Here is a 25,920-nt window from a genome sequence, read left to right on the forward strand (position 1 = left end):
GGGTCAACCTCTATGGCGACAGGAAGTTAGCGCGCTGGGTGCGGCGCACCCGCGCTTCGGCCCGGCTGAACACGCGGCTGGATCCCCACGTGAGCAGCAGGTAGCCGATACCGCCAACGATGTAAAAGGTGAAGTACTGCCGCGTTGAACCCGCGGCTACCTGACTGGCGCGCATCAGCTCCACCAGACCGATTACCGAGATCAGCGCAGAGTCCTTGAGGGTCATTTGCCAGACGTTGCCCAGCCCCGGCAGCGCATAACGCATCACCTGAGGAATGAGCACATGGCGCAGCCGCTGGCCGGGGCTCATGCCGATAGCGGCCGCCGCTTCCAGTTCACCCACTGGCACGGCCTTGTAGGCGCCGCGATACACCTCGGCTTGGTAGGAGCCGGAAATCAGCCCCACCGCCAGGGCGCCGATGGCGAACGGCGGCAGGTCGACATAGCCGCTGCCGCCGAACAGGCTTGCCACGGCCGAGACCATCGTGCCGCCACCGAAGTAGAACAGGTAGATGATCAGCAGCTCCGGAATGCCGCGAAACAGAATGGAATACAGCTCGCCGACCCAGCGCAACATGCGCCGTTTTGACAGTTTCGCCGCGGCCACCAGGCCGCCGAACACCGCGCCCACCAGCAGCGCGGCGGCGGTCAGCACAAGGGTCATGCCGGCGGCCTGTAACAGCGCCGCGCCCCAACCCTGCTCGCTAAAACCCAGCAGTTGCACAAGGTTCATGGTCTCTCCTTTTCGCCAAAGCGCCCGGCGTTAACCGGGCTGAGCACTCATGGGGTGAGGTCGACCTTGAACCATTTTTCGCTGAGCTTTTTCACCGTGCCGTCGGCGATGGCCTCTTTCAATGCGCCGTCGAATTTGGCTTTCAGATCGGTGTCGGCCTTGCGAAACGCCAGGGCTTCGCCTTCGCCCCAGATCGGGCCGGCGATTTCTGGGCCGGTGTAAACCAAGCCTTTGTTGTCGGCTTTTTCCATGAGGGAATTGAGGAACGTCACGTCGTCGAACACCACGTCGATGCGGCCAGCGGTCAGGTCGAGCACGGCGTCGGCCGAGGTGCTGTATTCGCGGATGGTGGCGACGTCTTTGAAGTAGGTGTCGATAAAGGGCGTGTACACGGTGCCCGATGCGATGCCGATGGTTTTGCCATCCAGCGCTTTGCGCAGGGCTTCGACGGCTGGCTTGATTTGCGCGGCGTCGGTGCTCAGGGTCAGAGCGTTGGCCTGGCCGGTTTTACCGGGCAGCAAGTTGGCGTCCATCGAGGCGAAGCTGGCGGGCGTGCGGGCGTAGGGAATGGAGAAATCCATCACTTCCTTGCGCTCCGGAGTGATGACGATGGCGTCCATCAGCACGTCGAATTTGCCGGCGTTGAGGCTGGCGATCATGCCGTCCCAGTTTTGCACCTGCACATCGCATTTCATCTTCAGGCGCTGGCACAGAATCTCCATCAGCTCGGGTTCGAAGCCACTGATCTTGCCGCCCGGCAGGGTCAGGTTCCACGGCTCGTAGCTGCCTTCGGTGGCGATTTTTACGGCGTTCCACTCCTTGGCCTGGCTGGCCGTCGCGGCCGCCAGCAAGCTAAGGGTGAGGAGGGCGGTAGCGCTAAGTCTTTTCGCATTAAGCATCGAAATCATCCTGTTGGGTGGGCCTGGTTATGGAATCAAAAGCTCGAATAACGGCGCAGCAGTAAAGCGATGCATCAGGTAAAGCCGTGTCGCTGGAACGAAAAGCTTTGAATCGGCAGTTGCGTGTGGCCATCACTTGCCAGGTCGGCCAAAGCCTCGCCCAAGGCGCTGGCGAATTTGAAACCGTGGCCTGAACAGGGCGAGGCAATCACCAGGTTGGGGTCTTCGGGGTGAAGGTCGACCAGGAAGTCTTCGCTCGGCAGCAAGGTGTAGCGGCAGGTGTCGGCGTGCTGGCGCTGACCCGTCCACGCTGGCAGGTAGCGGGCCACGAAGTTGTCGAGCAGGTTGAGGTCCTCGGCGTTCACCGGCGGGTTCGGCTGGTTGGGGTCGATGGGCTCGCGGAAATGACAATGCAGGCCCACCTTGATGCCGTGGCCGTCGATATCGCCAAAGCCAAAGTAGGAACCTTGCTGGCCAAGGTCACGCAGGAACACCGGCATTTGGCTGGGGTCGGCCTGCACGCCCTCGGGTGTGCGGTACCAGGCCACCACCTGTTTGATTGGCTGCGCACGGCCACGCAACTGCGGCACCAATTCGGCAATCCACGGCCCGGTGGCGACGATCACGCGGCGTGCCTGATAGCGGCCGAACTCGGTATGCAGCGTGACGCCGGCATCGCCGCTGTCGATGTGGGTAACCCGCTCGCCCGTGCGCAGCGTGGCGCCAGCGTTTTCAGCGAGTCGCAGGAAAGCCTGAATCGCGCGCTCGGGCCGAACAAAACCGCCCTGGGATTCGAACAAACCCACCTCGTCGTCCGCCAACGCGAACTGCGGGTACTGCGCGCGAACGCGTTGCGCATCAAGCAGGGTGTAGGGCAGCTCATGGTTCTCACACGCCCGACGCGTGCCGTCCACAATCTTGCTGTCGGCTCGGCCGATGTGCAAAACGCCCGTCACCTGCAACACCGCCTCGCCGGACGCCGCTTCCAGCGCGCGCCAGTTTTCATAAGCGCGCCGGCCCAGCGGCACGTAATCATCGCCCTCGAAATAACCCAGGCGAATCAGGCGGCTATCTCCGTGCGACGAACTGCCGGCATGGGCCGGTTTCGCCGCTTCCAAGCCCAGCAATTTCAGCCCGCGCTGCGCCAGAAAATGCACGGCGGCGCTGCCCATGGCGCCAAGACCGATTACTGCTACGTCATGCATAAAGGTATCCAAATTAAGCCGATGTATTAGCTTGTATGTACATGTAAAGCAAAATTAAGGCCAGGGTGCGCGAAGGCTCTGGAATGGGGAGTTTTGCAAATCGATCAGAAAAAACGTTACGACGGCGCACGCTTTTTGCGCGTGGCTGCACCGTTTTTACTCACACGTGGAGGGGAGTTGAGAAACGGTGAGCATCGCGGGCCAAACGACGGGTCGGCTTGTTGCGCGACGGCCGCCGAGCGACGGCGTCGAACCTAGCCTGCGCGTTCCAGCAAGGTGCGCAGTTTGCCCGGCGACATGCCGAATTCGCGCTGAAAGTGGCGAATGAAATGCGGTGCATCGGCGAAGCCACATTCATAGGCGATTTCGCCGATCTGCCTATCCGAGCTCACCAGCAACCAACGGCCAAAGCGTAAGCGCATCTGTCGGTAAAACTGGCTGGGCGTACTGCTCGTTTGCTCCACGAAAATGCGCTCGAGTTGGCGCTTGCTGGTGCCTACAAGCGTGGCGATGGTGTCGATTTCCAGCGGCTCGGCCAGGTGTTTTTCCATCAGCATCACGGCTTCGCGCACCCGGCGGTTGGGCAGGTTGGCGTAACCGAGGGCTTTGCGTTTATCGATGCTGCCGGGGCTGGCGGTTTTCGCCACGGTCATCTGGTGAATGACTTTCGCGGCGCGGTCGGCGCCGCAGTGCAGCCCGATCAGGTAAACGGCCATTTCCACCACCGAGATGCCTCCTGCGCAGGTAATGCGTGGGCCGTCCACCAAGTAGTCGCAGTTATTCACTTGGCGCAGGCCGGGGTTCAGGCGTTTCCAATCGTCGCGGTGGTAGGCGTGCACACAGGCCGTGCGGCCTTCGAGCAACCCGGCCTGGGCCAGCACAAAACTGCCAGTGCACAGGCCAATGAGGGGAATGTTGGCGGCCGCCGCCTGCTGCAGAAAACGCCAGTAGGCGGCAGGCACCTCGCAGTCGCCGTTGAGCAGGCCGCCGATCACGGCTATGTAGTCGAAGCGTTGCGGCTCGCTCAGCACATCATCGGTGGGTACATCGAAGCCGCAACTGGCAACGGTGCGCTGGCCGGGTAAGCCGAGGATTTTCCATTGGCAGCGAATTTGCCGGCTCTGGTCGCCAATGTCGGCGGCGTGGCGCAGCGCGTCGGTGAGCCCGGACAGCGACAGCAGCGGAAAACGCGGCCACAACACAATGCCAATCGACAGCTCAAGCCCGGCTCGGCGAGGCGTCACGCTGGTGCTGTCGAGCCGCTCGATCAGGGCTTCGGTGCGGCTGGCAACATGTCGTGATTGTTCAATCATCTGTGCAGAACCTCCAATTCGTTTCCCCTCCCTGCGCTCTACAGTGGCAACGCGGGCCAAGCACTCGCCACGCACCTAACAACAGCCTCAGGGGACGCAGAATATGAACGCAGCAAAACCGTATCGGTGGTGGGTCATGGGCGCAGCGTTGCTGACGTCTGTTGTATTGCTACCGGTTACAGCAGCGGCACAGACCGTCGAGCCAGGCGCACTGACGATTGCCTTCAGTGGCGACATGCCGGGCACAGGTTATCAGGACGGTCAGATGATCGGCTACGACGGGGAAATTCTTCAACTGATCGCCGGCAAGCTCGGGTTGAAAGTGAAGCCGGCATTGATGGAATGGTCAGGCACCATTGCCTCGGTGCAAACCAAGCGCGTCGACGTAATGGCCGGCACCATGGGCTGGACCGAACAGCGCTCCAAGCTGATGACCCTCAGCGACCCGATCCAGTACTTCAAAAACGGCATTACGCAAACCGAAAAAACCGACTGGAAAACGCTCGACGATCTCACCGACAAACGCGTGGGCACCATCACCGGGTTTTCCTTTATTCCAGAGTTGCGCAAATTGCCGGGCGTGAAAGTTGCCCTGTACGACACCTCGGACGCCGCAGTGCGCGACCTGTTGGCGGGGCGCATCGATGCAGTGATTGGCGACCCACCCGTCATGCAGTTCGCCATCTCGCGTAACCCTCAATGGCACCTGCGTTTTAACGCCTTTACCGATGACAACCCCAAGTACCCCTTGCTCACCGGTTTGGGGCAGGTGGTGTTCGGCTTCAGTAAAGACAACGCCGAACTTGCCGAGCAGTTCAATCAGCAGATCGCCAGCCTTTGGCAAAGCTGCGAGATGCGCAAAATCGGCGAGCGTTACGGCCTCACGCAGGACGTTTGGTATGTGCCGCAAGGCGGCACGCCGCGCCCTGGCCTGGACCGTGCCGTGGCCTGGCAGCTGCCGGGCTGCAAATAACCCAAACAGCCCTCGAGGCATGGCGGTAGCCCTCACGGGGCTGCCACTTCTCTGTTTATTCGCTTGCCGGGAAATAACAATGAAAACCCCTGACAGCGCGGTGTTGCTGCGCGTGCACGAGCTGCACAAATCCTACGGCAACCTGGAGGTCCTCAAGGGCATCAGCCTGGAGCTCAAGGCCGGTGAAACCTTGTCGCTGCTGGGGCCCAGTGGTTCGGGAAAATCCACCTGCCTGCGCTGCATCAATTACCTGGAACAGCCCACCAGCGGCGAGATCTGGCTGGGCCAGGCGTTGGTCGGCCAACTGCGCAAAGGGGCCGGGCTGCGCGCGATGAGTGACCGCGAGCTGGCACCGCAGCGGCGCGAGATGGCCATGGTGTTTCAGCTGTTTTACCTGTGGCCCCACCTGAGCGTTCGCGACAACGTGGCGCTTGGGCCGATGGTGGCTCAGGGCCTGTCGCGCAAGGTCGCCTATGAGCTGGCCGATGCCATGCTCGACAAAGTGCACCTGCGCCACAAGGCTGATGCGTACCCCGAACATTTGTCTGGCGGTCAGCAGCAGCGCGTAGCAATTGCCCGGGCATTGGCCCAGCAGCCCAAGGTGATTTTGTTCGACGAGCCCACCTCGGCACTGGACCCTGAACTGGTCGGCGAAGTGCTGGCGGTCATCCGCGAGTTGGCGGAGGAGGGACGCAGCATGATTCTGGTCACCCACGAAGTGCGCTTCGCTCGCGACGTGGCGGATCGGGTCATTTTTATGGCCGACGGGCACATCGTCGAGCAAGGGCCGGCGGTGCGCCTGATCGACCAACCCGAGCACCCGCGAACCCAGGCGTTCCTCGGCAAAATGGCGGCGGGGGCCTGAACCATGGAGACCCTTCACACCTTTCTGGGCTTATTACCGGTGTTGCTGCGCGGCGCCTTGTCGGCGCTGTTGATCGGCGTCGGCTCCCTGCTACTGGCCACGTTGGGCGGTGCGTTGCTGGCCGTGGCCCACACCTTTGGTGGCCTGCGGGCGCGGGCACCAATCAACCTGTTTGTGGAGTGGATGCGCAATGTGCCGGCGCTGGCGCACCTGTTTTTGATCTACTTCGGGCTGTCGTATTTAGGGCTTAACTTGCCGCCGTGGTTGGCCGCGATCATCGGTTTAGGCTTGGTGGGCAGCGCCATTTTGACCGATGTATTTCGCAGCGCCCTCAAGGCGTTGCACCTGGGCCAGCGCGAAGCGGGGCTCACGGTGGGCCTGTCGCCGCGTCAGGTGCTGGTCCATATTCTGCTGCCGCAAGCCTGGCGTATGGCGCTGCCGTCGTACGCCAATTACGTCAGTCAGTTGCTTAAAGACACCTCCATTGCTTCGGCCATCGCCGTGCCGGAAATCATGTTCCTGGCGCGCAATCTGGTGACCTCGACCTTTGAAACCACGCTGATCTACCTGGCCGTGATCGTGCTGTACGCCGCCATGATTTTGCCCATCGGCTACGGCTTCGCCGGCCTGGAACGCAAGTTGGGGGTGAGCCGATGATCGAGTTCTTTGCCCAGTACCCAACCTACTGGAGTGATTGGGGCCCGCGTTTGGCCGAAGGGGCGAAGATCACCGCGCAGCTGTCGCTGGTCAGTTTCACCTTGGCGTTGGCGCTCGGGCTGCTACTGACCTGGGCCACGCGTCAGCCACGGCGGTGGATACAGCGCGGTGCCGGTGGGTTTATCCAGAGCATGCGTGCGGTGCCGCTGCTGGCCTTGCTGCTGTTGCTGTACTTCGCCCTGCCGGCGTTCGGCCTCACGCTTTCAGCGTTTGCCGCCGGGGTGCTGGGCCTTGGCTTGCAGGGCTCGGCGTATGTAGCCGAAGTGCTACGCGGCGGGTTGCAGTCTTTGCACCGGGGGCAACGTGAAGCCGCCCTGGCCGTTGGCCTGACACCGTTGCAAGCGTTCACCCGCGTGACGCTGCCGCAAGCGGTGCGCATCGTGCTGCCGCCGCTTCTCAACACCTACGCCTCGCTGCTCAAAGACAGCTCTCTGTGCGCATTAATTGCCACCGATGAGCTGATGTTGGCGGCACGGGCGATTGCTTCCGAATCGTTTCTGCCGCTGCACATCTTCCTGCTGGTGGGGCTGTGCTACTTCGCCATTGCGTTCCCGCTGTCGATGCTGGCCCGGGTCTTCGAACGCCGTTTTGCCCGCGGCCGCCGCGCCCTCTAAGCACTTTTTACTGCCGATTGTTTTGAGAGGTTCCATGACCCATTTCGCTATTCCAAGCTTTGCCAGCATGGCTGAGCTCAGTCGCCTGATGGCCGAAGGGGCGTTGCGCAGCGAGCAGTTGGTCGCGCATTACCTGGCGCGCATCGACCGCTTTGATGGCCAACTCAATGCCTATATCGACGTGTACGCCGAGCGTGCCCTCAGCGCGGCGCGGGCAGCAGACCAGCAGCGCGACGTTGGCATCAGCCTGGGGCCGTTGCATGGCATTCCCGTGGCGATCAAAGACCTGTTCGACATTGCCGGCCAGCCGCTGACCGGCGGCTCCAAGGCCCAGCCGGCGCGTATTTCCAGCCACACCGCCACCGCCGTGCAGAGGCTGCAACGCCACGGCGCCATCGTGCTGGGCAAAACCCACACCGTGGAATTTGCGTTTGGCGGGTGGGGCACCAACGCCGTAATGGGCACGCCCTGGAACCCCTGGGATAAAACCGAGCATCGCGCCCCAGGCGGCTCGAGCAGCGGCTCGGCGGTGGCAGTGGCCGCTGGCCTGGCCTGCGCAGCGCTGGGCACCGACACCGGCGGCTCGGTCCGAATTCCGGCAGGCATGTGCGGCCTGGTGGGGTTGAAAACCACCCGCGGTTTGATCAGCCGCCATGGCTTGATCGAGTTGTGCCCGTCGCTGGACACCGTTGGCCCGATCACCCGCACCGTCGAGGACGCCGCCTGGATGCTCGATGCCATGCTTGGCCCCGATCCGCTGGACCCGGTCTCCGCCCATGCGCCCACCTTTCTCTCCAGCGCGCAGCTGCACGACGACATGCAGGGCTTGCGGGTCTGGGTATTGCCGCGCGCCGAGCGCAACCAGATTGCGCGGGGAGTGCTGGCCGCCTACGACCGATCGTTGGGCGTGTTGGAGCGCCTGGGCATGCAGTTGGTTGAGCAGCCGTTGCCGGTGTCTTTGAATGAATGCATGCAAATCGCCGGCGGGCTGATGAGCGCCGAGGGCTATGCCAACCTAGGCGCGCTGTTCGAACGTGACGACCTGAGCTTCGACCCTCATGTGCAGCGCCGCATCCTCGGCGGCAAGGCGATTGATGCGGCCACTTACATTAGCCTGCAGCGCCGGCGCCTCGCTGCCCGTCAGGCCATGGCCGAGGCGATGCGGCGGGTGGATATTTGCGCATTTCCCACCAACGCCATCGGCAGTTTGCCCGTGACCGAGGTCGACGAATACGGCACGCCATTGGCGCTGCTAGGACGCTTCGCCAATCTACTGGACCTGTGCTCGGTGGCTTTGCCCGCCGGCTTTGATGAGCGGGGCATGCCGGTATCGATGCAATTGGTCGGCTCGGCATTTACCGAAGCGCGGGTGTTGGGCGCGGGCATGGCGTTTCAACAGCACACCGACTGGCATACCCGGGTGCCGCCGGGCTGGCAGTCGCCCACGCAGGAGGTGGCCTGATGCACGTTTGCGTCATTGGCGGCGGCATCATCGGCCAGACCAGCGCCTATTTTTTGCGGCAGCACGGCCACCAGGTGACAGTAATTGAACGCGAAGCAGGGCCAGGGCTTGGCGCCAGTGCCGCCAACGGCGCGCAACTGAGCTACAGCTACGTGCAGCCGCTGGCTGACCCGTCGGTTATCGCCGCTATTCCCAAGCTGCTGCTGGCGCGCGACAGCCCGCTCAAATGGGTACCGCAACTGCACGTTGCGCAGTGGCGCTGGTGCCTGGCATTCCTGGCCGCGTGTCGCACCGCGCAATCGCAGCAGACCACCCTGCAACTGCTGCAATTGGCTGAAGAAAGCCGGCTGGCCTTTGAGCAATTTCGCCTTCAGGAGCAGTTGGATTGCGACTTCGCCGCCAGCGGAAAACTGGTGTTGTACCCGGATGCATCGAGCCTGGAAGGCGGCAAGCGCCAAGTGGACTTTCAGGCCCGACATGGCAGCCGGCAGCGCGTGGTGACAGTGGCTCAGGCCCTGGAGTTTGAGCCGGCATTGCGCGGCTACGCCGCCTCGTTTCATGGCGCGGTGTACACCGAAAGCGAGTGTGCCATCGACGGTTTAAAACTCTGCCGCGCCCTCGACCGTAGGCTGCGTGCCGACGGCGCCACCATGCTGTACCAGCATCGCGCCGAGCGCTTTATCAGCCAGGCCAAGCGGATTCATGCCGTGCAGGTCACTGACGCCGATGGCCAGGAAAAAACCGTGGAAGCGGACCAATTCGTGGTCGCCGCAGGCGCCCTGAGCGCGCCGTTGCTGAGCACCTTGGGGCTCAAGCCAGCGGTTTACCCACTCAAGGGCTACAGCATCACCGTGCCGGTAACTGCGGTGGGCCAGGCGCCGCGCGTCAGCATCACTGACCTGCGGCGAAAAACCGTGTTTGCCCGCCTGGGCGAACGCCTGCGCGTGGCCGGCATGGTGGAACTCTGTGGCTATGACCGCAGTATTCCGGCAGGGCGCATTGCCGAACTGCACAATGCCGCCGTCGCGCTGTTCGGGGCGGGCACAGTGCCGAGCGAAAACCACGCCTGGATGGGCTGGCGCCCGGCGACGCCAACCGGACGGCCGATCATTGGCGCGTATGGATTCGATAATCTGCTGCTTAACTCGGGACAGGGCGCCCTCGGCATGACCTTGGCGTTTGGTAGCGCCCAACGGTTGGCGCAACTGTTGGCGTGAAACTCACTTTTTGAAGGACTTTTTTATGCCCGATATTCAACGTTTTTCCACCACCGAACGGCTTTCCGGCGCCGTGGTTCATGGCGGCTTGGTTTACCTCTCCGGTCAGGTACCGGACAGCCTGGGCGCACCCATCGAACAACAGACTCAGGAAGTGCTGAACAAAATTGACGCCCTGCTGGCCGCAGCGGGCAGCGACACCCGCCGTCTGCTGAGCGCGCAGATTTGGGTCAGCGATATCAGCCGCCACTTTGCCGGCATGAACCAGGTGTGGCAGGCCTGGCTACCCGAAGGCAGCGCACCCGCAAGAGCCACCGTACAAGCCACCTTGGCTCGGCCGGGCATCGACGTGGAGATCATGCTGGTCGCTGCCATCGGTTGAAGGTCAATTGCCACATCGCGAATAAACGCTGCTGCCCCGTGCGCGAACGTTAGTCACCGCTCGCTACACGGGGATTGCCGGCAAGGAAATCAATCAACGCCCGAGCCGCCGATGACAGCTGGCGGTGCGGCGCATAGATGATGGAGAAGGGCCGGCTGCGCCCGCTCAGCGGTAGCAGAATTTCCACCAGTTCGCCGCGCTGCGCACGCTCGCGGCTGATGAAGTCGTACGTTTGGCAAATGCCCATACCGCTTTGCGCCAGGGAAACCACGCCGAGTACATCGTCCGATACCACCACGTTGGCGTGCGGTATCCAGTCCACGTCCTGACCCTCAACCCGAAACAGCCAGGGCGCGACCTTGCCGCTGCTGGGCATGATGAAGGGCAAACACACGTGCTCGCTCAGCGCCTCCAGCGTCGCAGGCTGGCCCGCTCGCGCCAGGTAGTCGGGCGAGGCGACCAGCGCCAAGCGCGCCGCTTCCAGGGTGCGACCCACCAGGCCGCTGTCGGGCAGCTGGCCCAGGCGAATGGCCAGGTCGTAGCCCTCGGCCACGAGGTCGACGTTGCGATTGGTGATGCTCAGTTCCACCTGCACGGCAGGGTAGTGGCGGGCAAACGCGCTGAGCAGCGGCGGCAGGCGGTAGTGCCCGTAGGTGGTCGGCACGCTCATGCGCACGCGGCCGCTCAACTCGCCGTCCTGGCCACGAATGGCGTGCTCCACCTGCTCGATCTGGCTGAACGCTTGGCGCGTTTGTTCCAGGTACAGGCTGCCGGCGTCGGTCAGGCTTAGCCGGCGGGTGGTGCGTCGCAGCAACTGCACACCCAGGCGCGCTTCAAGCCTGGCCAAGGCCCGGCTGAGCACCGAGGGCGTAGTGCCCAAGGCAACGGCGGCGGCGCTGACGGTGCCTTGCTCCACCACGCGGATAAAGGCTTCCACATCACCCAAGTGATCGAATTGACGCGGCATTATTGCTTCCTGGGGCCAAATGATTTGCGCCTAAGGGCGTTTATCGCCATTTAACGCATCAATACAGTGTCTAGCCAAGAGGTGACGCTCGATCACCTGCGTATTTCTGGACTCGACATGAAACGACTGACCCGCATCGCCCTGGCCACCGCCCTGGTCGGCAGCAGCCTGACCGCCAATGCCGCGAACGTCCTTGTGGTGCTCTCCGACTCCGCCAGCCTGGACCTGAAAGACGGCAAGGTATTCGCCACCGGCTTCTACCTGAACGAGGCCTTGCAGCCGGTGAAGATGCTGCTCGACGCCGGCCACCACGTCACCTTCGCCACCCCGAACGGCAAGGCGCCGACCGTAGACAAAAGCTCCGTCGATAAAATGTATTTCAACAACGACGCGGCCACGCTTGAAACCTACCAAGGCCTGCTTGAGCAATTGCAACTGACAGACCCTGAGCAATCGCCGGTCATCAGCCTCGCGCGGGTCGAACGGATCGGCTACCAGCAGTTCGACGCCGTTTACATTCCGGGCGGCCATGCGCCCATGCAAGACCTGCTGCATAACCGTGCCCTGGGTCGCTTGCTAACCGACTTCCATACCCGCCAAAAAACCACGGCGCTGGTGTGCCATGGCCCGATTGCGTTGCTGTCGACACTGCCGGACGCCGAGCGCTTTACCGCGCAATTGCAGACGGCGAAACCGGCGAGCGCCAGCGCCGACTGGATTTACGCGGGCTACAAAATGACCGTCATCAGCAACAACGAAGAGCAAGCCGCCAAGGCGCTGCTCAACGGCGGCGAAATGAAGTTCTACCCGCAAACTGCGCTGGAAAAAGCCGGCGGCTCGTACAGCAGCAACACCAGCAACTGGACGGCGCATGTGGTCACCGACCGCGAGTTGATCACCGGGCAGAACCCGGCCTCGGCGGTGGATGTTGGCACGGCTTTGCTGGAGCGCTTGAAGTAACGAAGGGTGCAGCTCAGGTCCGTCGTTGGCGACAACAGCGGGCCGTTTCCTGGTTACAGAGTGCCGATGCGCTCAAGCTCGCGCTGCAATTCTTCCCGACTCAAGCGCTCAAACGGCAACGCTTGAAATGCTCGGCAGCGCTTTTCGATGGTCGCCAGGGTGGCGTGGAAGGCGGCGGAAATTGCGGCCTCGTCGCCTTTCACATCGCTCGGATCGTCCAGCCCCCAATGCGCTTTCAGTGCGGGACCGAAGTACACCGGGCAGGCTTCGCCGGCGGCTTTGTCACACACGGTGATCACCACGTCGGGCACGCTGGTTTCGAAGGCGTCGTTACCTTTGCTCGAAAGCCCGACGGTGGATAATCCCGCTTCCTCAAGTGTTTGCAACGTGCGCGGCAATACTTGGCCTTTGGGGAAACTCCCCGCGCTGACGGCTTCGAAATTGGCCGGCGCCAGGTGGTTAAACATGGCTTCGGACAGAATGCTTCGGCAGCTATTGGCCGTACACATAAACAGCACTTTCACGATGGCGTCTCCGAATGGAATGGAGGTTGAGTTCATGGCTTCGCCAAGTCGCTCCCCCTGCTGGAAGGCGACTATAAGGATTAACCGGTGAGCCTTAAAGAACCTTTGAATATGCCTAGGTTTTTCCGGCCTTTTTTCCCGCTTTCCCGCTTCGCTTAAGCGAAGCGGGCCGCTCTATTTCGCACTTCTTCGCCTATCAAATGTTCTGAACTTCCGGCAAAAAAACCACGTCCTTCCCTATGCCTGTAGTGAAACCAATGCGCTCGGCAAGCCGTGCAGTCTGCCCAGCGTTTCAAACGATGGGGAACGAAAAATGAGCATATCGGGACAACCACAGCAGGGGTCGGGTGCAGGTGCACCGAACGACTCGACGCAACATCACATTAAGGGTCTTGCTGATGCAGCAGGCGCGACGCTCAACGACGCAGCCGGCCAAGGTGAGGCGCAGTTCGAGCAGCTGCGTGAGCGCGCGACCGAGCAGATCGACTCGCTGGCCGAGGGCGCGCATTCAGCAGCTTCCGCCCTTGAGGGCAAAGACGCGCTAGGTATTTCCAGCTACCTCGGGCAACTCGCTGACGGCTTGGGCGCATTCGCCGACCGTGTGCGCGACAAGAGCGCCGAAGACCTGCTTCACGAAGGCGCGCGCTTGGCTCGCGATAACCCGGCGCTGTTTGTCGCCGGCAGCGTGGCCATCGGCTTTGGCCTGTCACGTTTCCTGCGCGCCAGTGCCGAACATGGCAGCCAAGCGCAGACAGACGATTCGGCATCGGCGTCGGCTAGTTCGTTAAGCCGCTCGCCGACCTCTACGCCTAGCGGTACGACGACGTCGGCGTCCGCGTTTACCAACGGTGAGGCGGGGCTGGCCGCTGGCACGGGGTCTGATCCACTGTTCGATAGCGATGTGCGAGGTATTTGAAATGAACACTGATCCGTTTGATACCGCGCCATCGAACGCGCGACCTGCCGCCAACGACAACGCCTCCATCGGCGCCTTGTTGCGCCAACTCAGCCGCGAAGTGCCGGAGCTGTTCACCAAGGAAATTGCCCTGGCCAAAGCGGAGTTGCAGCACAGCCTGACCACGCTCAAAGCCGGCGTCGCGGCAGTTGCAGGTGGCGCCATGGTGCTGCTTGCCGGCTTGATCATCCTGCTGATGGCGGCGGTATACGGTCTGGGCACCATGATGCAGTTGTGGCTCGCCGCACTGATTGTCGGAGTGGTCACGTTGGTGATCGGTTTTGTCATGGTGCAGTCCGGCAAAAAACAATTCGAGCCGTCGCACTTCACGCCTGAGCGAACGCTGCATGCCGTGCAGCAAGACAAGGACGCTTTGAAGAGGAAAGTCCCATGAGCACTTCATTCCAAAACGAATCCCATAAAAGCCCGGAAGTTCTGGAACAGGAAATCGACGCTAAACGCCGCAGCATCAATAACATTGTCGATTCACTGGAGAGTCGCTTTACGCCCGGTCAACTGATTGATCAGGCGCTGGCGTACACCAAAGGCAATGGCGGCGAGTTCTTCCAGAACCTGGGCACTACGCTTAAAAACAACCCCGTGCCCACTACCTTGACCGGCCTCGGCTTGGCTTGGCTGGCCATGAATCAAAACAAGCCGTTCAACCCCGGCCCGGCGCATTCCGGTCCCGGTTTGGGCGAGAAAGTTGGCGACGCCTTTCACAGCGTGACCGGTGCGTTGTCGTCTGCCAGCGATGGCCTGCGCAGCGCCGCAGATTCCGCCAAGGCCAAAGGGCAGCACCTGCGTGACCGCGCCAGCGACTCGCTGCACCGTACCGGCGACTCGTTGAACGAGTCTTCCACTGCCCTCAACGACAACGTCCACCACATGGGTGACCAGCTCAACGCGCAAGCCAGTCAGCTCAAGGGCCAGCTTAATCACATGATGAAAGATCAGCCCTTGGTGCTCGCCGCCATCGGCATCGCCCTGGGCGCTGCCATTGGCGCCGCGCTGCCCACCAGCAAGCGCGAAGACCAGTTGTTCGGCAAAGCCAGCGACAAAACCCTGGCCTCGGTGAAGGCCAAGGGTGAGCAGGTGTACGAGGCGGCAAAAGAGCAGGCCAAGCCGGTCGCCCAGGCGTTGAAGGGCAAGGCTGACGACGCCAGCGGCACTGCGCCAAGAAAGGACGAGGCGGGTACGGACCTGTCCGCCGGGCTGGGCATTCGCTCCTGAGGAGATAACCACAGGGACGGATTTATTCAGCGGCGCTGCGTCTAGCGCCGTGGACTAAATCCGTCCTTTTTTATGCGCGCGCTGGCAATGCCAAACGTGGCTTGCCCAGCACCCGCGTGGCCACCCACGAGGCTGCCGGGCGGGACAACAAGCGCACGCCAAAGCACGTCAACTTATTGAACACGCCCGGCACCACGGTGCGCTTACCGTCGAGCATCGCCTCGATGGCGGCGTGCGCCACGAAGTCAGCGCTTTTCGTGGAAGCGTTGGCAATCCAGGAATAATCGCCACCGCCCGACGCGGCATGAAACGCGGTTTCGGTGCCGCCGGGGCAAATGCACGTCACCGACAGCGGTGTGCCTCGGTGCTCGTCATGCAGGGCTTCGCTGAAGTTGCGCACAAACGCTTTGGACGCGGCGTAGAGCGCCATATTCGGCACCGATTGATAGGCGCCCGTGGAGGCGATATCGACCATGTGCGCCGGCGCCTTGTTGCCGCTGTGGGCATCAACGAAGCAGCGCGCCAATGCCACCAGCGAGGTCATGTTCAGTTGCATCAGCTCCGCATCGCGCGCCCAGTCCACCTGGTCGAAACGGCGGAAATAACCAAACCCGGCGTTGTTGATCAGGATGTCTACCGGGCCGTTCACCGTGGCGGCGCGCCACAATGCGTGAGCCGCATCGGGCTGGCCGAGGTCGGCGGTAATGATCTCGACGTTGACGCCGGTGCAGGTGGCGGCAACTGCCTCCAGTGCGTCGCGGCGTCGGGCCGTGAGTACCAGGTTGATGCCACGTTTAGCGAGCGCTTGCGCGATGGCCGCGCCAATGCCGCTGGACGCGCCAGTGACCAGTGCGCGCGTGCCGAGGATAGGTGTGGTGGTCATGTGCTTCTCCAGTAGTAAGGGCTGCGCCGCTAAATAACCTGCACCACAACCTTGCCTTTCACGCGCCCGCTCTCTGAATAAGCGAGGGCTTTTTGCGTGTCGGCAAAGGCAAAAACGGTGTCGATGATTGGCCGAATAGCGCCGCCATCGATCAGCGCCGCCAGCTCACGCAACTGCCCCCCATCGGCCCGCATAAACACGAAGCTGTAGGAAACGCCGCGCTTTTTCGCCTTGCGCCGGATGCCGGAACTGATCAACCGCAGCACCTGCTTGAGCGGCCAGGCCAACCCGCGCGCAGTGGCGAAGGCGGGCGTGGGAGGGCCGGAGATGGAGATCAGGTGACCGCCGGGTTTGAGTATCTTCAGCGACTTATTCAGCTCGTCGTTGCCGAGGCTGTTGAGCACTACGTCGTAGTCGTGCAGCACGGTGGCGAAGTCATGGGTTTTGTAGTCAATCACTAGATCCGCGCCCAGGGCTTTTGCCCAGGCGACATTGGCCGTGCTGGTGCTGGTAGCCACAAACGCGCCCAGGTGTTTGGCGAGCTGTATGGCGACCGAGCCCACGCCGCCGGAGCCGGCTTGAATAAATACCTTCTGGCCCTTCTTCAGCTTTGCGGTTTCGACCAGCACTTGCCAGGCTGTTAGGCCCACTAGCGGCATGGCAGCGGCTTCGATCATGCTCAGGCTTTTAGGCTTGTGCGCCACAGACGAAGCCTTCACGGCAATGCGCTCGGCGAAGGTGCCGATGCGGTCATCGTCGGGGCGTGCGTACACCTCGTCGCCCGGCTTGAAATCCTTCACCTTGGCGCCGACGCGCAGCACCTTGCCGGCCACGTCATTGCCTAGAATCAGCGGCAGACGGTAGGGGAGAATCAGCTTGAATTCGCCACTTTTGATCTTGCCGTCCAGCGGGTTGACGCCGGCGGCGTGCACTTCAATCAGTACGTCATCGTCGCGTACTTCAGGCTCGGGCATGTCGGCGAGGCGGCCGCGCTCTTTCTTGCCGTAACGATCAATGGTGAACGCCTTCATGGTGGCTACTGCTCTCTGGACGGGTAAGTGGAATGCGGGTCGGCACGCGGGGAGGCGTTACCAGGTTTCTTTGAGATTGAGCGCTTGCGTCCAGGCCGATTTGTGCTCGTTGTGCAGCATCGTTGGCTGACTCATTTCACCGTTCCCGTTGTGATGAGGAAAAGCCGCTGAACCTGACGGTCAGCGGCGCATGCGGCTAATGATGTTGGGCGTAATCTAAGCTGTCAATGGTTTTGATTGCGGCCGACATCAAAACGGCGTCCGTTCACGGCGTATTGGCTGTACGGGCCTCCTCCAACAGTTGCTGAATCACCTGTTCCTGCTGCTCGTAGCGGCCTTCGCCGAAGTGGCTGAAGCGCACCTGGCCTTTGGCGTCGATGAAGTAATGAGCGGGCCAGTACTGGTTATCGAACGCGCGCCAGATCGCATAGTTGTTGTCGATCGCCACCGGGTAGGCGATGTCGCGCTGTTGCACTTCGCGCTGCACATTACTGATGATTTTTTCAAAGGCGTATTCCGGTGTGTGCACGCCGATGACCACCAAGCCCTGGTCTTTGTATTTCTTCGCCCACTGGTTCACGTAGGGCAGGCTGCGTTTACAGTTGATGCAGTCGAAGGTCCAGAAGTCGACCAGCACCACCTTGCCGCGCAGCGACTCGCTGGTCAGCGGCTCGGAGTTCAGCCACTGCACGGCGCCGTTTAGCGACGGCATCGGCTGGCTGGCGTCAGCGGGCATCAGCGAGACGGCATTGGCTTTGCTGATGACGTAGTCGATGAGTTTCGGTGCGTTCTCCAGCACGCTCTGTTCGATGGCCGCGCTGCCTTGCGACGACACCTGTTGGTAGAGGTAACGGTCGGCGCCGGTGGCAATCGCCACGGTGGCCAGCAACGCCGCCACACCGGTGGCGCGTCGCAGCCACGAAGTAATCGGCAGCAGCGGTTTTAGCCGCGTCACCAAGCCGCGTCCGGCCACCAGCAGCACACCGAGCGAACAGGCACTGCCGGCGCCGTAGGCCAACAGCAGCAAACTGGTGTGCGTATTGGCGCCTTGCAGCATGGCGCTGGACAGAATCGCCCCCAGAATCGGCCCCGCGCAGGGTGCCCACAGCAGGCCGGTGGTAACGCCGACCGTCAGCGCTGCAAACGGTCCGCCATTGCCGCCGGAACCGAGCCGGTTGGCCACCGCCACAAAAGGCGTGGCCAGCCAGGTGCCTAGCCGGGCAGAAATCAGCGACAGGGCGAATACACCGAGAATCACCAGCGCCACCTGGCGCCCGGCGACGTTGGCTTGCGCCACCCATTCACTGCTGACCACGGCCAGGCTTGAGACCAGAGCAAAGGTCAATGCCATGCCGCTTAACACCAACGCGATGGAGCGGCGTGAATGGCTAATGCCGGCAAACAGCAGCGGCACAACCGGAAGAATGCACGGGCTGAAGACGGTGAGCATCCCGCCCAGGAATGCGATAAGCAGCATGGCGCTACCTCTGAATTAAAAGACCAAGTCGCAAGGCCGCGAGCGGCGACTAGTTGCCGTTGTTGCAAGCGTCGGCGAGCTTGCTGTAGGTCAGCGCACGCTTGTCGCCCATGGAATCGAGGTAAACCATTTGCGCGCTGACCACGCCGCAGGAGTGGCTGCTGTCTTCGCTAACGGACAACACGCGGTCGATGTCCAGCTGGGTGCCGTAGGTGTAGGTTTCGCTGGCAACATGGCTGGCGGCACTTACGCCCTGGGCCAAGGCGGGGAGGGCGCCGGCGCTCAGAACGGTCAGCAGGCAGGCGGCGCAGAGGGCTTTGAAGTTCATGGTGGTGTCCTTTTAAGTCAATGAGTTCGATGTGGTTTGTCGAGGCCGGTTGTCTGCGCTCGATGGGGCTCATTGAATGCCGCTGAGGTATCTCGCCTGTGTCGAGAAACCCGCCCGTTAAATTCGTTACGTGTCTGCGGTCGGCTGAGATACACAGCGATACAATCGCAACCGTTTTTGCTGGCGCGCAGGTGCGCGGTTCGGTAGATAGACTGAGCACGCCCGCAGCAGCCGGCACTTCACCCCATGCGCACACTTCGGAGAACAAGGAATGGGACACACCGATCACGTATTGATCGTTGATGATGATCGTGAAATCAGGGAGCTGGTCGGCAACTACCTGCAAAAGAACGGGTTGCGCACCACCGTGGTGGCCGACGGCCGCCAGATGCGCGCGTTTCTGGATGCCAACCAAGTCGACCTGATCGTGCTCGACATCATGCTGCCGGGCGATGACGGCTTGCAGCTGTGCCGCGAATTGCGGGTGGGCAAACACAAGGCCACGCCGGTGCTGATGCTCACCGCGCGCACCGATGAAACCGACCGCATCATCGGCCTGGAGATGGGCGCCGATGACTACCTGACCAAACCCTTCGCTGCCCGTGAGTTGCTGGCGCGCATCAACGCCGTGCTGCGGCGCACGCGCATGTTGCCGCCTAATCTGGTGGTGACCGAAAGCGGTCGGCTGCTGCGCTTCGGTCGTTGGCGCCTGGACACCACGGCCCGTCATCTGCTCGACGACAACGACACCTTGGTCGCCCTCAGCGGCGCTGAATATCGCCTGTTGCGCGTGTTCCTCGATCACCCGCAGCGCGTGCTTAGCCGCGACCAACTGCTCAACCTGACCCAGGGCCGCGAAGCCGATCTGTTCGACCGCTCCATCGACCTGCTGGTCAGCCGCCTGCGCCAACGCCTGCTGGATGACGCCCGCGAGCCGGCTTATATAAAGACCGTGCGCAGCGAAGGCTATGTGTTCACCTTCCCCGTGGAGCTGCTTGAGGAACAGGTATGAGGCGAGTGCTGCACTGGCCGCACACACTGGCCTCGCGCTTGTGGCTGATTTTTCTGGTCGGCTTGGTATTGGCCCAGGCGCTGACGTTCGGCGCGCAATATTACGAGCGCTACCAAAGCACCAAAGACGCCATGCTCGGCAACTTTGAGCACGACACCGCCACCTCCATCGCCATTCTCAACCGCGTGCCCGCCGCCGAGCGTCCGGCCTGGACCAAACGCCTGCAGCGGCGCAACTACGACTACCTGCTGCGCGAGCACGACGCCGGCATACCGCTGACCTCAGACGACCTGGCGGCCACCGTCGCGCAATCACTCGAAGCCTCGCTGGGGCGCGACTATGACCTGACCGTGGTACAGATTCCTGGCCCGCGCGAGCACTTCCAGGCCCAACTGCGCCTGGCCGATGGCAGCCCGGTCACCATCGACGTGCGGCCTACCGTTCGGCCACTGGCGCCGTGGCTGCCGGTGGTGTTGTTCGGCCAGTTGGTGCTGATGATCATCTGCACGGGGTTGGCGGTGGGCATTGCCACGCGCCCGCTCAGTCGTCTGGCCGAGGCGGTGGAGAACCTCGACCCCAACGCCCACCCCGTGCCGCTGGATGAAAACGGCCCTCGGGAAGTGGCCTACGCTGCCCGGGCTTTCAATACCATGCAGGCGCGCATCGCTGACTACTTAAAGGAACGCATGCAACTGCTGGCGGCGATTTCCCACGACCTGCAAACGCCCATCACGCGCATGAAATTGCGCGCCGAGTTCATGGCCGACTCGGCGGAGAAAGACAAACTCGACAGCGACCTCAACGAAATCGAGCACCTGGTGCGCGAGGGCGTCGCCTATGCGCGCAGCGTGCATGGCGCCTCGGAAAGCAGCTGCCGCATCAACCTCGATTCGTTCCTCGACAGCCTGGTGTTCGACTACCAAGACACCGGCCACGACGTCAGCCTGAGCGGCAAGAACGGCGCGGTCGTCGACACGCGGCCCCATGCCTTGCGACGCATTTTGGTGAACCTGGTGGACAACGCCCTCAAGTACGCCGGCACGGCTGAGCTGGAAATTGCTGGCACCGAGCAGACCGGCCTATCTATCAGCGTGCTCGACCGCGGCCCCGGCATTCCTGACGAGGTGTTGGCCGATGTCACCAAACCGTTCTACCGCGTCGAAAGCTCGCGCAACCGCAGCACCGGCGGCACCGGCCTGGGCTTGGCCATTGCTCAGCAACTGGCGGTCGCCATTGGCGGCTCGCTGCGCGTCAACAACCGCGACGGCGGCGGCTTGTGCGTCACCCTCACGCTGGCCGCAACGGCGTAAGCGTTTCCTGCCTGTGCCGCTCACAACAGGGCGCGCGCGGGTGGGGTTTTGTAAGCCACTGTATCCAACCCCTGTTCATACGCATGCGCTTGCATAACGGCGCCTTGCCGACATAGCCGGTATACACGCGCCAGCAAGAATTCTCCCCGTCGACTCGCTACTCGAACAGCGAGCCAAAACAAGGAGAACTTGCTATGAACAACCCACCCCACAGCCTTCGAGGCTGGACGCTTTTCGGTTTTATCGCCGCCTTGGTTGTGGTGATGAGCGCCCTGGCCGTAGCCGCCCAACCTGAACTGGTTGAAGGCCTGCGCAGCGCCATTCGCGCCACCGCCCGTTCCTCGTTCGTGCTGTTCGTTGTTGCCTTCACTGCCTCGGCCTTCGCCGTGCTGGTGCCCTCGCCACTGACCAAATCGCTGGTGCGTGAGCGCCGCTTTATCGGCCTGGCGTTTGCCTTTTCCCATCTTGTCCATGCGGTGCTCATTTACTTCTATGGACAAGTGAACACCGAGTTCTGGCCCGGCCGCACCGTGGCCAACAACATTCCGGGCAGCACCGCGTACGTGTTCATTCTGCTGATGGCCGTGACCTCGTTCAAAGGCCCGGCGCGGCTGATCGGGCCCAAGGCCTGGAAGGCGCTGCATGTCACCGGCATGTGGTTCATCGTCGCGGTGTTCACCTACTCCAACTTCAAACGCATCCCCATGAGCGACTGGTACGTGCTGCCGTTCGGCATCGCTTGCGCCGCCATTGCCATTCGCCTGGTCGGCAAGCTGGCCCAAGCCAACAGCCGCCGCCAAACCGCCATTCGCCGCGCCGCTGTCGCCTCCTGACGAGCCCGTTATTCGCACCCCTACTTAATCGCTTGAACCGATCTTTTCGATCATCAACCCTGAGGAAACTGTAATGAGCAAAATCACCCACGCACTTCTGGCCGTTAGCGCAGCGTTCGCCACCTTGGCCGCCGACTTCACCCTGGCCGACACCGCGTCAACCCGTGGCAACAGCTACATCACCACCCGAGACGGCGTGCAGCTGTACTACAAAGACTGGGGCCCGAAAGATGGCCAGGTCGTTACCTTCAGCCACGGCTGGCCGCTGAATTCGGACAGTTGGGAATCGCAAATGCTGTTCCTGGCCGACAAAGGCTACCGCGTGATTGCCCACGACCGTCGCGGCCATGGTCGCTCCAGCCAGCCGTGGGAAGGCAACGACATGGACCACTACGCCGACGACCTTGCCACTGTGATTGAAACCCTCGATCTCAAGGACGTGACCCTGGTTGGTTTCTCTACCGGTGGCGGCGAGGTGGCGCGCTACATCGGTCGGCACGGCACCAAACGGGTGAAGAAAGCGGCCCTGATCAGCGCGGTTCCACCGCTGATGCTGAAAACCGCAGACAACCCAGGCGGCTTGCCGATGGAGGTGTTCGACGGTCTGCGCAAAGCGTCGTTGGAAAACCGTTCGCAGTTGTACCGCGACATCGCCAGCGGCCCGTTCTTTGGCTTCAACCGCGAAGGCGCCAAACCCTCGCAAGGGTTGATCGACTCGTTCTGGGCGCAGGGTATGCAAGCCGGTCACAAGAACACCTACGACTCCATCGCGGCGTTCTCGGCCACCGACTTCCGGGCGGACCTGGCCAAGTTCGATGTGCCGACCCTGATCGTTCACGGTGATGCCGACCAGATCGTACCGATCGATGCTTCAGCCCACGCCGCTGCCAAGCTGATCAAGAACGCCACACTCATCGTGTACCCTGGCGCCCCTCATGGTCTGGCCGACACGCACAAAGACCGTCTGAACCAGGATTTGCTGGCCTTCCTGCAAAAGAAGTAACAGCCGCGCCCCGCGAAAGCGGGGTTTTTGCAGGCTAGCCGCTCTGCAACGCGGCTTTCGCAGCCCCGCCTCACGCACGTGACGCGGGGTTTATGTGTATGCCGAGGCTTCTTGCCGGCGTTAGTCGTCGTAAATAGTCGAGTAATAGCGCTTAAGTTTTTACTGAACTGTTGACCTTTGACCTGTCTATGCCATGAGATACGCACGCTGGCCAGGCGAACCCAGACGATTCGCTTAAATGAAGGTGGCTTTGACAGCCCGGAGTAGTGCAACACATGCAACTGACTGAAAACGAAATGCGCCGCGCCCTTGGATTGGAGCCGGTGGTTACTCCAGTCAAGGAAGACGTGAAGAAGAAGAGAGTGGAGCTTCCCCACACGCTGATCACCTACAGCGTGCGAAAAGCCAGCGGCGGGCCGGCTTTTAAATACCAACACAAATCGCGCTCCATCAGCACCGACATCGCCAAGCTTGAAGCCGAGCAAGAAATCAAACGGCAAGGGCTGGTGGTATGGGCGTTGCTGGATGTGGAACAGTTTTCGTAGCGCCGGAACGATTAGCACCATCGCCGTTTTCAGGCCCGGCCAATCGCGGCTAAAGCCGCTCCCACAAAAGCAACTACGACTTCATCTTTCTGTGGGAGCGGCTTTAGCCGCGATTCCCGCAAACGCTATCAATCCCCCTGACTTACACCCGACAAATTCCCTGAATAATCTGCGGCCACAGCGGCTCGGGCAGGTCGTGCGCCATATCGGCTATCAACTGCAACCGCGCCCCAGGAATCGCCCGTGCAATCGCGCGGCCGCAGGCAGGACGTACCAGTTTGTCGGCCAGGCCATGGATCACCAGCGTCGGCGCTTGCACGCGTTTGCAATACGGTCGCAAATCGCCGCTACCCAGCACGGCGGCGAATTGCCGGGCGGTGGCTTTGAAGTCAGCGCCGCGGGCAATTTGCAGGCGAATCAACGCGTCCAGCTCCGCCTCCGGCATGGGATACGCCGCGCTACCCATCGTGCGAATCAGGTCGCGCTGGCGCTGCACAATTACGTCCTCGCTGGCGCCCACAGGCGGTGTCGACATCAGTTTCAAAAACACGCTTGGCGCCGGTGGCGTCGGCAGCGGTTGGTTCGTCGAGGAAAACAGAATGGTTAGCGCGCGTACTTTGTCGGGATATTTGCCGGCGAAGATCTGCGCAATCATGCCGCCCATCGAAGCGCCGACAATGTGCGCGGTGGGTACCTCCAATGCGGCCATCAGCTGCGCCACGTCGTCAGCCATGTCTTCGAGCGAATAGGGCGTCGGCGACTTTAGGCCCAACTGCGCGCGGGCAAACAGTTTCCATTGCGCGGTGGTGTAGGGCTTGTTCACGCGGCTCGACAAGCCGACATCACGGTTATCAAAGCGAATCACCCGCAAGCCGCAGTCCACCAGGCGTTGGCAAAAGCCATCCGGCCACAACACCAACTGCGCCCCCAAACCCATGATTAACACCAGCGGCGGCGCGGCGCTGTCGCCCCAGTCTTCATACGCCAGGTCAACGTCGTTGCAGTGGGCAATGCCGGTACGCATGGGGGGCCTTAAATGCACGATTCGAAGGGCCACACGATGCATGAAGTGGCGGGGCAATTTCCAGCGTCATAACCGCAGCGCGGCTCAGTGCATCACGCTTTTGAAGCGCAGTTGGACGCGGCGTTGGCCGCCGGTTCGGTGCCTGGAAAGCCATGCTGTTTGGCCGACCAAACAACCAGCAGCGTGGCCAGCAGCAACGCCAACACGACCGGTGCAAACGCGCCGACGCCAAACCCGCCAAGCAGCAGACCGCCCGCAATGCCGCCCCCGGCGATGGCCATATTCCATGCCGTCACCAGCATTGATTGCGCGACATCAGCGGCCGGCCCGGCGGCATTGGCCAGCGCGGTTTGAAACAACGTTGCTGCGCCGCCAAAAGCCAGGCCCCACAGGCCGACCGCTATCACGATGGCCACGGGGGCGTTGCCGGCGAGCCCCAACACCAGCGCCGCCACGGCAAACAACGCGGTGCTCGCCAGCGTCAGCGCGCGCAAGTGGCGGTCGATCAGTGCGCCAATCAGCCAAATGCCCAGCAACGAGGTTGCGCCGAAGATCAGCAGCACGGCGTCGGTGCGTTCAAGCATGCCGGCGGCCAGCAAAAACGGGGCGATGTAGGTGTACAAAATGGTGTGCGCCAACACATACGCCAGCACCACGAACAGCACCGCGCGTATGCCCGGCAGCACGAAAACGTGGCGCAGCGTCAGGCGTTTTCCGGCTGGCTGGCCGGCGAAGTCCGGCAGGTTGAAGCGCACCCACACCATCAACACCACCGCCAACGCGCTCATGCCCCCAAAGCACAAGCGCCAACCCACCACGTTGCCCAGCAAGGTGCCAGCCGGAATGCCCAGCGCCAGCGCCAACGGTGTGCCGACCATGGCGATGGCAATGGCCCGGCCCCTACGCTGCTCGGGCACCAGGCGCGCGGCGTAACCGGCCACCAGCGCCCACAACAAACCCGCTGCCACGCCCGCCAAAAACCGCGCCGCGAGCGTCAGGGCGAAGCTGGTGGAGACGGTGGTGATGGTATTGGCGACGGCGAACCCGCCGATGGCGATCAACAACAACCGACGGCGACGCGCGCCCTGAGTGGCTGCCGTCAACGGCATGGCCGCCAGTAGCGAGCCAATGGCATAGGCGGTAACCGTCTGGCCAACCCAGGCCTCGGATACCGCCAGCCCCTGCGCCATTTGCGGCAGCAGCCCGGCTGGCAGCGCCTCGGTAAGAATGGTGATGAACGTCGCCATCGCCAACGCCAGCAACGGCGCGTAAGGCAGGCGCTGCTGCGTTGGCGAACTCATTGCGCACCTCCAAGGCGGATAAAAAACAGGTTCGTTGCGGGCGTTGCGTGGGCGCAGGTCATGGGTTGTTCCTTGGGTGAGTGAATAGCTGCGTTCACCATAGAAAGACGCGCATTAAAGAAAAACCGGGGTAGAGTTCCAGTTTGTGCGGAGT

The 25,920-nt window shown here is 62.1% G+C and carries 28 protein-coding genes; 16 read left to right on the forward strand and 12 right to left on the reverse strand.

Features of this window, described 5'->3' with window-relative positions; genetic code table 11:
• Positions 1-10: 10 nt before the first annotated feature.
• From AC0IW7_RS11915 to AC0IW7_RS11930, 4 genes are all read right to left on the reverse strand, one after another.
• Positions 11-733: an ABC transporter permease gene (locus AC0IW7_RS11915; RefSeq protein ID WP_471818151.1), complete on the reverse strand. Its 723-nt coding sequence runs from the start codon at positions 731-733 to the stop codon at positions 11-13.
• A gap of 47 nt (positions 734-780) precedes the next feature.
• Positions 781-1,632 (reverse strand): transporter substrate-binding domain-containing protein, encoded by an 852-nt coding sequence (locus AC0IW7_RS11920; protein ID WP_471818153.1) that lies wholly within the window; start codon positions 1,630-1,632, stop codon positions 781-783.
• 74 nt (positions 1,633-1,706) lie between these two features.
• On the reverse strand, positions 1,707-2,837 hold the full coding sequence (gene solA / locus AC0IW7_RS11925) for an N-methyl-L-tryptophan oxidase (RefSeq protein WP_471818155.1): 1,131 nt from the start codon (positions 2,835-2,837) through the stop codon (positions 1,707-1,709).
• Positions 2,838-3,091: 254 nt separating this feature from the next.
• The gene (locus AC0IW7_RS11930; protein WP_471818157.1) at positions 3,092-4,150 is read right to left on the reverse strand and encodes a GlxA family transcriptional regulator; all 1,059 of its coding nucleotides are present in this window, start codon (positions 4,148-4,150) and stop codon (positions 3,092-3,094) included.
• A gap of 103 nt (positions 4,151-4,253) precedes the next feature.
• Here AC0IW7_RS11930 and AC0IW7_RS11935 point away from each other — a divergent pair, with 103 nt between their 5' ends.
• The 7 genes from AC0IW7_RS11935 to AC0IW7_RS11965 all read left to right on the forward strand — a co-directional run bounded on the left by AC0IW7_RS11935 (position 4,254) and on the right by AC0IW7_RS11965 (position 10,380).
• Positions 4,254-5,123 (forward strand): substrate-binding periplasmic protein, encoded by an 870-nt coding sequence (locus AC0IW7_RS11935; protein WP_463539477.1) that lies wholly within the window; start codon positions 4,254-4,256, stop codon positions 5,121-5,123.
• A 79-nt stretch (positions 5,124-5,202) separates the two neighbouring features.
• Positions 5,203-5,988, forward strand: a complete 786-nt coding sequence (locus AC0IW7_RS11940) for an amino acid ABC transporter ATP-binding protein (protein ID WP_463539476.1) — start codon at positions 5,203-5,205, stop codon at positions 5,986-5,988.
• A gap of 3 nt (positions 5,989-5,991) precedes the next feature.
• Positions 5,992-6,645 carry an amino acid ABC transporter permease gene (locus AC0IW7_RS11945; RefSeq protein WP_471818158.1) on the forward strand — a complete coding sequence of 218 codons (654 nt, stop codon included), beginning with the start codon at positions 5,992-5,994 and terminating at the stop codon, positions 6,643-6,645.
• The gene (locus tag AC0IW7_RS11950; protein ID WP_471818159.1) at positions 6,642-7,319 is read left to right on the forward strand and encodes an amino acid ABC transporter permease; all 678 of its coding nucleotides are present in this window, start codon (positions 6,642-6,644) and stop codon (positions 7,317-7,319) included. The genes AC0IW7_RS11945 and AC0IW7_RS11950 overlap by 4 nt, the downstream gene beginning before the upstream one ends.
• Positions 7,320-7,353: 34 nt before the next feature.
• Entirely contained in the window at positions 7,354-8,781 is a 1,428-nt protein-coding gene (locus tag AC0IW7_RS11955) for an amidase (RefSeq protein ID WP_471818161.1), read from the forward strand.
• Entirely contained in the window at positions 8,781-9,998 is a 1,218-nt protein-coding gene (locus AC0IW7_RS11960; RefSeq protein WP_471818163.1) for a D-amino acid dehydrogenase, read from the forward strand. Before AC0IW7_RS11955 ends, AC0IW7_RS11960 begins: the two co-directional genes overlap by 1 nt.
• Positions 9,999-10,023: 25 nt before the next feature.
• On the forward strand, positions 10,024-10,380 hold the full coding sequence (locus AC0IW7_RS11965; RefSeq protein WP_463539470.1) for a RidA family protein: 357 nt from the start codon (positions 10,024-10,026) through the stop codon (positions 10,378-10,380).
• Between the two features lie 49 nt (positions 10,381-10,429).
• Here the strand turns inward: AC0IW7_RS11965 and AC0IW7_RS11970 are convergent, their stop codons facing one another.
• On the reverse strand, positions 10,430-11,347 hold the full coding sequence (locus AC0IW7_RS11970; RefSeq protein ID WP_471818165.1) for a LysR family transcriptional regulator: 918 nt from the start codon (positions 11,345-11,347) through the stop codon (positions 10,430-10,432).
• Positions 11,348-11,464: 117 nt separating this feature from the next.
• Here AC0IW7_RS11970 and AC0IW7_RS11975 point away from each other — a divergent pair, with 117 nt between their 5' ends.
• Positions 11,465-12,307, forward strand: a complete 843-nt coding sequence (locus tag AC0IW7_RS11975; protein WP_471818167.1) for a type 1 glutamine amidotransferase domain-containing protein — start codon at positions 11,465-11,467, stop codon at positions 12,305-12,307.
• Between the two features lie 53 nt (positions 12,308-12,360).
• Here the strand turns inward: AC0IW7_RS11975 and AC0IW7_RS11980 are convergent, their stop codons facing one another.
• Complete coding sequence (locus AC0IW7_RS11980; RefSeq protein ID WP_471818350.1) at positions 12,361-12,831, reverse strand: arsenate reductase ArsC; 471 nt, start codon at positions 12,829-12,831, stop codon at positions 12,361-12,363.
• A gap of 313 nt (positions 12,832-13,144) precedes the next feature.
• Here AC0IW7_RS11980 and AC0IW7_RS11985 point away from each other — a divergent pair, with 313 nt between their 5' ends.
• Genes AC0IW7_RS11985 through AC0IW7_RS11995 form a run of 3 tightly spaced genes read left to right on the forward strand, consistent with a single transcriptional unit; the run spans position 13,145 to position 15,019 of the window.
• The gene (locus AC0IW7_RS11985; RefSeq protein ID WP_471818169.1) at positions 13,145-13,747 is read left to right on the forward strand and encodes a hypothetical protein; all 603 of its coding nucleotides are present in this window, start codon (positions 13,145-13,147) and stop codon (positions 13,745-13,747) included.
• Position 13,748: 1 nt separating this feature from the next.
• Positions 13,749-14,180 (forward strand): phage holin family protein, encoded by a 432-nt coding sequence (locus AC0IW7_RS11990; RefSeq protein WP_471818171.1) that lies wholly within the window; start codon positions 13,749-13,751, stop codon positions 14,178-14,180.
• Positions 14,177-15,019, forward strand: coding sequence for a DUF3618 domain-containing protein (locus AC0IW7_RS11995; protein WP_471818173.1), 843 nt, complete (start codon positions 14,177-14,179; stop codon positions 15,017-15,019). The genes AC0IW7_RS11990 and AC0IW7_RS11995 overlap by 4 nt, the downstream gene beginning before the upstream one ends.
• A gap of 70 nt (positions 15,020-15,089) precedes the next feature.
• Here AC0IW7_RS11995 and AC0IW7_RS12000 read toward each other — a convergent pair whose 3' ends face one another.
• The 4 genes from AC0IW7_RS12000 to AC0IW7_RS12015 form a co-directional block, all read right to left on the reverse strand.
• Positions 15,090-15,902 carry an SDR family NAD(P)-dependent oxidoreductase gene (locus AC0IW7_RS12000; protein ID WP_471818175.1) on the reverse strand — a complete coding sequence of 271 codons (813 nt, stop codon included), beginning with the start codon at positions 15,900-15,902 and terminating at the stop codon, positions 15,090-15,092.
• A gap of 29 nt (positions 15,903-15,931) precedes the next feature.
• Positions 15,932-16,933, reverse strand: coding sequence for an NADP-dependent oxidoreductase (locus AC0IW7_RS12005; protein ID WP_471818177.1), 1,002 nt, complete (start codon positions 16,931-16,933; stop codon positions 15,932-15,934).
• A 265-nt stretch (positions 16,934-17,198) separates the two neighbouring features.
• Positions 17,199-18,410 (reverse strand): cytochrome c biogenesis protein DipZ, encoded by a 1,212-nt coding sequence (locus AC0IW7_RS12010; RefSeq protein ID WP_471818179.1) that lies wholly within the window; start codon positions 18,408-18,410, stop codon positions 17,199-17,201.
• A gap of 49 nt (positions 18,411-18,459) precedes the next feature.
• Entirely contained in the window at positions 18,460-18,738 is a 279-nt protein-coding gene (locus AC0IW7_RS12015) for a DUF2790 domain-containing protein (protein ID WP_471818181.1), read from the reverse strand.
• Positions 18,739-19,009: 271 nt separating this feature from the next.
• Between AC0IW7_RS12015 and AC0IW7_RS12020 the strand changes: the two genes are divergently transcribed.
• The 5 genes from AC0IW7_RS12020 to AC0IW7_RS12040 all read left to right on the forward strand — a co-directional run bounded on the left by AC0IW7_RS12020 (position 19,010) and on the right by AC0IW7_RS12040 (position 23,441).
• On the forward strand, positions 19,010-19,750 hold the full coding sequence (locus tag AC0IW7_RS12020; protein ID WP_471818183.1) for a response regulator: 741 nt from the start codon (positions 19,010-19,012) through the stop codon (positions 19,748-19,750).
• Positions 19,747-21,060 (forward strand): sensor histidine kinase, encoded by a 1,314-nt coding sequence (locus AC0IW7_RS12025; RefSeq protein WP_471818185.1) that lies wholly within the window; start codon positions 19,747-19,749, stop codon positions 21,058-21,060. Before AC0IW7_RS12020 ends, AC0IW7_RS12025 begins: the two co-directional genes overlap by 4 nt.
• Positions 21,061-21,254: 194 nt before the next feature.
• A complete protein-coding gene (locus AC0IW7_RS12030; protein ID WP_471818187.1) occupies positions 21,255-21,893 on the forward strand; it encodes a ferric reductase-like transmembrane domain-containing protein in 639 nt (212 codons plus the stop codon).
• 73 nt (positions 21,894-21,966) lie between these two features.
• Positions 21,967-22,896: an alpha/beta fold hydrolase gene (locus AC0IW7_RS12035; RefSeq protein ID WP_471818189.1), complete on the forward strand. Its 930-nt coding sequence runs from the start codon at positions 21,967-21,969 to the stop codon at positions 22,894-22,896.
• A gap of 275 nt (positions 22,897-23,171) precedes the next feature.
• Positions 23,172-23,441: a hypothetical protein gene (locus tag AC0IW7_RS12040; protein ID WP_206000595.1), complete on the forward strand. Its 270-nt coding sequence runs from the start codon at positions 23,172-23,174 to the stop codon at positions 23,439-23,441.
• Positions 23,442-23,583: 142 nt separating this feature from the next.
• Here AC0IW7_RS12040 and AC0IW7_RS12045 read toward each other — a convergent pair whose 3' ends face one another.
• Positions 23,584-24,465 (reverse strand): alpha/beta fold hydrolase, encoded by an 882-nt coding sequence (locus tag AC0IW7_RS12045; RefSeq protein WP_471818191.1) that lies wholly within the window; start codon positions 24,463-24,465, stop codon positions 23,584-23,586.
• Positions 24,466-24,557: 92 nt separating this feature from the next.
• Complete coding sequence (locus AC0IW7_RS12050; RefSeq protein WP_471818193.1) at positions 24,558-25,766, reverse strand: MFS transporter; 1,209 nt, start codon at positions 25,764-25,766, stop codon at positions 24,558-24,560.
• Positions 25,767-25,920: the final 154 nt, after the last annotated feature.

This window comes from Pseudomonas sp. AC229 (assembly GCF_979254655.1).

What these genes read in the sequence shown, in the direction of transcription:
- AC0IW7_RS11915 (WP_471818151.1), bottom strand. Translation starts at nt 733, where the DNA reads ATGAACCTTGTGCAACTGCTGGGTTTTAGCGAGCAGGGTTGGGGCGCG.
- AC0IW7_RS11920 (WP_471818153.1), bottom strand. Translation starts at nt 1,632, where the DNA reads ATGCTTAATGCGAAAAGACTTAGCGCTACCGCCCTCCTCACCCTTAGC.
- solA (WP_471818155.1), bottom strand. Translation starts at nt 2,837, where the DNA reads ATGCATGACGTAGCAGTAATCGGTCTTGGCGCCATGGGCAGCGCCGCC.
- AC0IW7_RS11930 (WP_471818157.1), bottom strand. Translation starts at nt 4,150, where the DNA reads ATGATTGAACAATCACGACATGTTGCCAGCCGCACCGAAGCCCTGATC.
- AC0IW7_RS11935 (WP_463539477.1), top strand. Translation starts at nt 4,254, where the DNA reads ATGAACGCAGCAAAACCGTATCGGTGGTGGGTCATGGGCGCAGCGTTG.
- AC0IW7_RS11940 (WP_463539476.1), top strand. Translation starts at nt 5,203, where the DNA reads ATGAAAACCCCTGACAGCGCGGTGTTGCTGCGCGTGCACGAGCTGCAC.
- AC0IW7_RS11945 (WP_471818158.1), top strand. Translation starts at nt 5,992, where the DNA reads ATGGAGACCCTTCACACCTTTCTGGGCTTATTACCGGTGTTGCTGCGC.
- AC0IW7_RS11950 (WP_471818159.1), top strand. Translation starts at nt 6,642, where the DNA reads ATGATCGAGTTCTTTGCCCAGTACCCAACCTACTGGAGTGATTGGGGC.
- AC0IW7_RS11955 (WP_471818161.1), top strand. Translation starts at nt 7,354, where the DNA reads ATGACCCATTTCGCTATTCCAAGCTTTGCCAGCATGGCTGAGCTCAGT.
- AC0IW7_RS11960 (WP_471818163.1), top strand. Translation starts at nt 8,781, where the DNA reads ATGCACGTTTGCGTCATTGGCGGCGGCATCATCGGCCAGACCAGCGCC.
- AC0IW7_RS11965 (WP_463539470.1), top strand. Translation starts at nt 10,024, where the DNA reads ATGCCCGATATTCAACGTTTTTCCACCACCGAACGGCTTTCCGGCGCC.
- AC0IW7_RS11970 (WP_471818165.1), bottom strand. Translation starts at nt 11,347, where the DNA reads ATGCCGCGTCAATTCGATCACTTGGGTGATGTGGAAGCCTTTATCCGC.
- AC0IW7_RS11975 (WP_471818167.1), top strand. Translation starts at nt 11,465, where the DNA reads ATGAAACGACTGACCCGCATCGCCCTGGCCACCGCCCTGGTCGGCAGC.
- AC0IW7_RS11985 (WP_471818169.1), top strand. Translation starts at nt 13,145, where the DNA reads ATGAGCATATCGGGACAACCACAGCAGGGGTCGGGTGCAGGTGCACCG.
- AC0IW7_RS11990 (WP_471818171.1), top strand. Translation starts at nt 13,749, where the DNA reads ATGAACACTGATCCGTTTGATACCGCGCCATCGAACGCGCGACCTGCC.
- AC0IW7_RS11995 (WP_471818173.1), top strand. Translation starts at nt 14,177, where the DNA reads ATGAGCACTTCATTCCAAAACGAATCCCATAAAAGCCCGGAAGTTCTG.
- AC0IW7_RS12000 (WP_471818175.1), bottom strand. Translation starts at nt 15,902, where the DNA reads ATGACCACCACACCTATCCTCGGCACGCGCGCACTGGTCACTGGCGCG.
- AC0IW7_RS12005 (WP_471818177.1), bottom strand. Translation starts at nt 16,933, where the DNA reads ATGAAGGCGTTCACCATTGATCGTTACGGCAAGAAAGAGCGCGGCCGC.
- AC0IW7_RS12010 (WP_471818179.1), bottom strand. Translation starts at nt 18,410, where the DNA reads ATGCTGCTTATCGCATTCCTGGGCGGGATGCTCACCGTCTTCAGCCCG.
- AC0IW7_RS12015 (WP_471818181.1), bottom strand. Translation starts at nt 18,738, where the DNA reads ATGAACTTCAAAGCCCTCTGCGCCGCCTGCCTGCTGACCGTTCTGAGC.
- AC0IW7_RS12020 (WP_471818183.1), top strand. Translation starts at nt 19,010, where the DNA reads ATGGGACACACCGATCACGTATTGATCGTTGATGATGATCGTGAAATC.
- AC0IW7_RS12025 (WP_471818185.1), top strand. Translation starts at nt 19,747, where the DNA reads ATGAGGCGAGTGCTGCACTGGCCGCACACACTGGCCTCGCGCTTGTGG.
- AC0IW7_RS12030 (WP_471818187.1), top strand. Translation starts at nt 21,255, where the DNA reads ATGAACAACCCACCCCACAGCCTTCGAGGCTGGACGCTTTTCGGTTTT.
- AC0IW7_RS12035 (WP_471818189.1), top strand. Translation starts at nt 21,967, where the DNA reads ATGAGCAAAATCACCCACGCACTTCTGGCCGTTAGCGCAGCGTTCGCC.
- AC0IW7_RS12040 (WP_206000595.1), top strand. Translation starts at nt 23,172, where the DNA reads ATGCAACTGACTGAAAACGAAATGCGCCGCGCCCTTGGATTGGAGCCG.
- AC0IW7_RS12045 (WP_471818191.1), bottom strand. Translation starts at nt 24,465, where the DNA reads ATGCGTACCGGCATTGCCCACTGCAACGACGTTGACCTGGCGTATGAA.
- AC0IW7_RS12050 (WP_471818193.1), bottom strand. Translation starts at nt 25,766, where the DNA reads ATGAGTTCGCCAACGCAGCAGCGCCTGCCTTACGCGCCGTTGCTGGCG.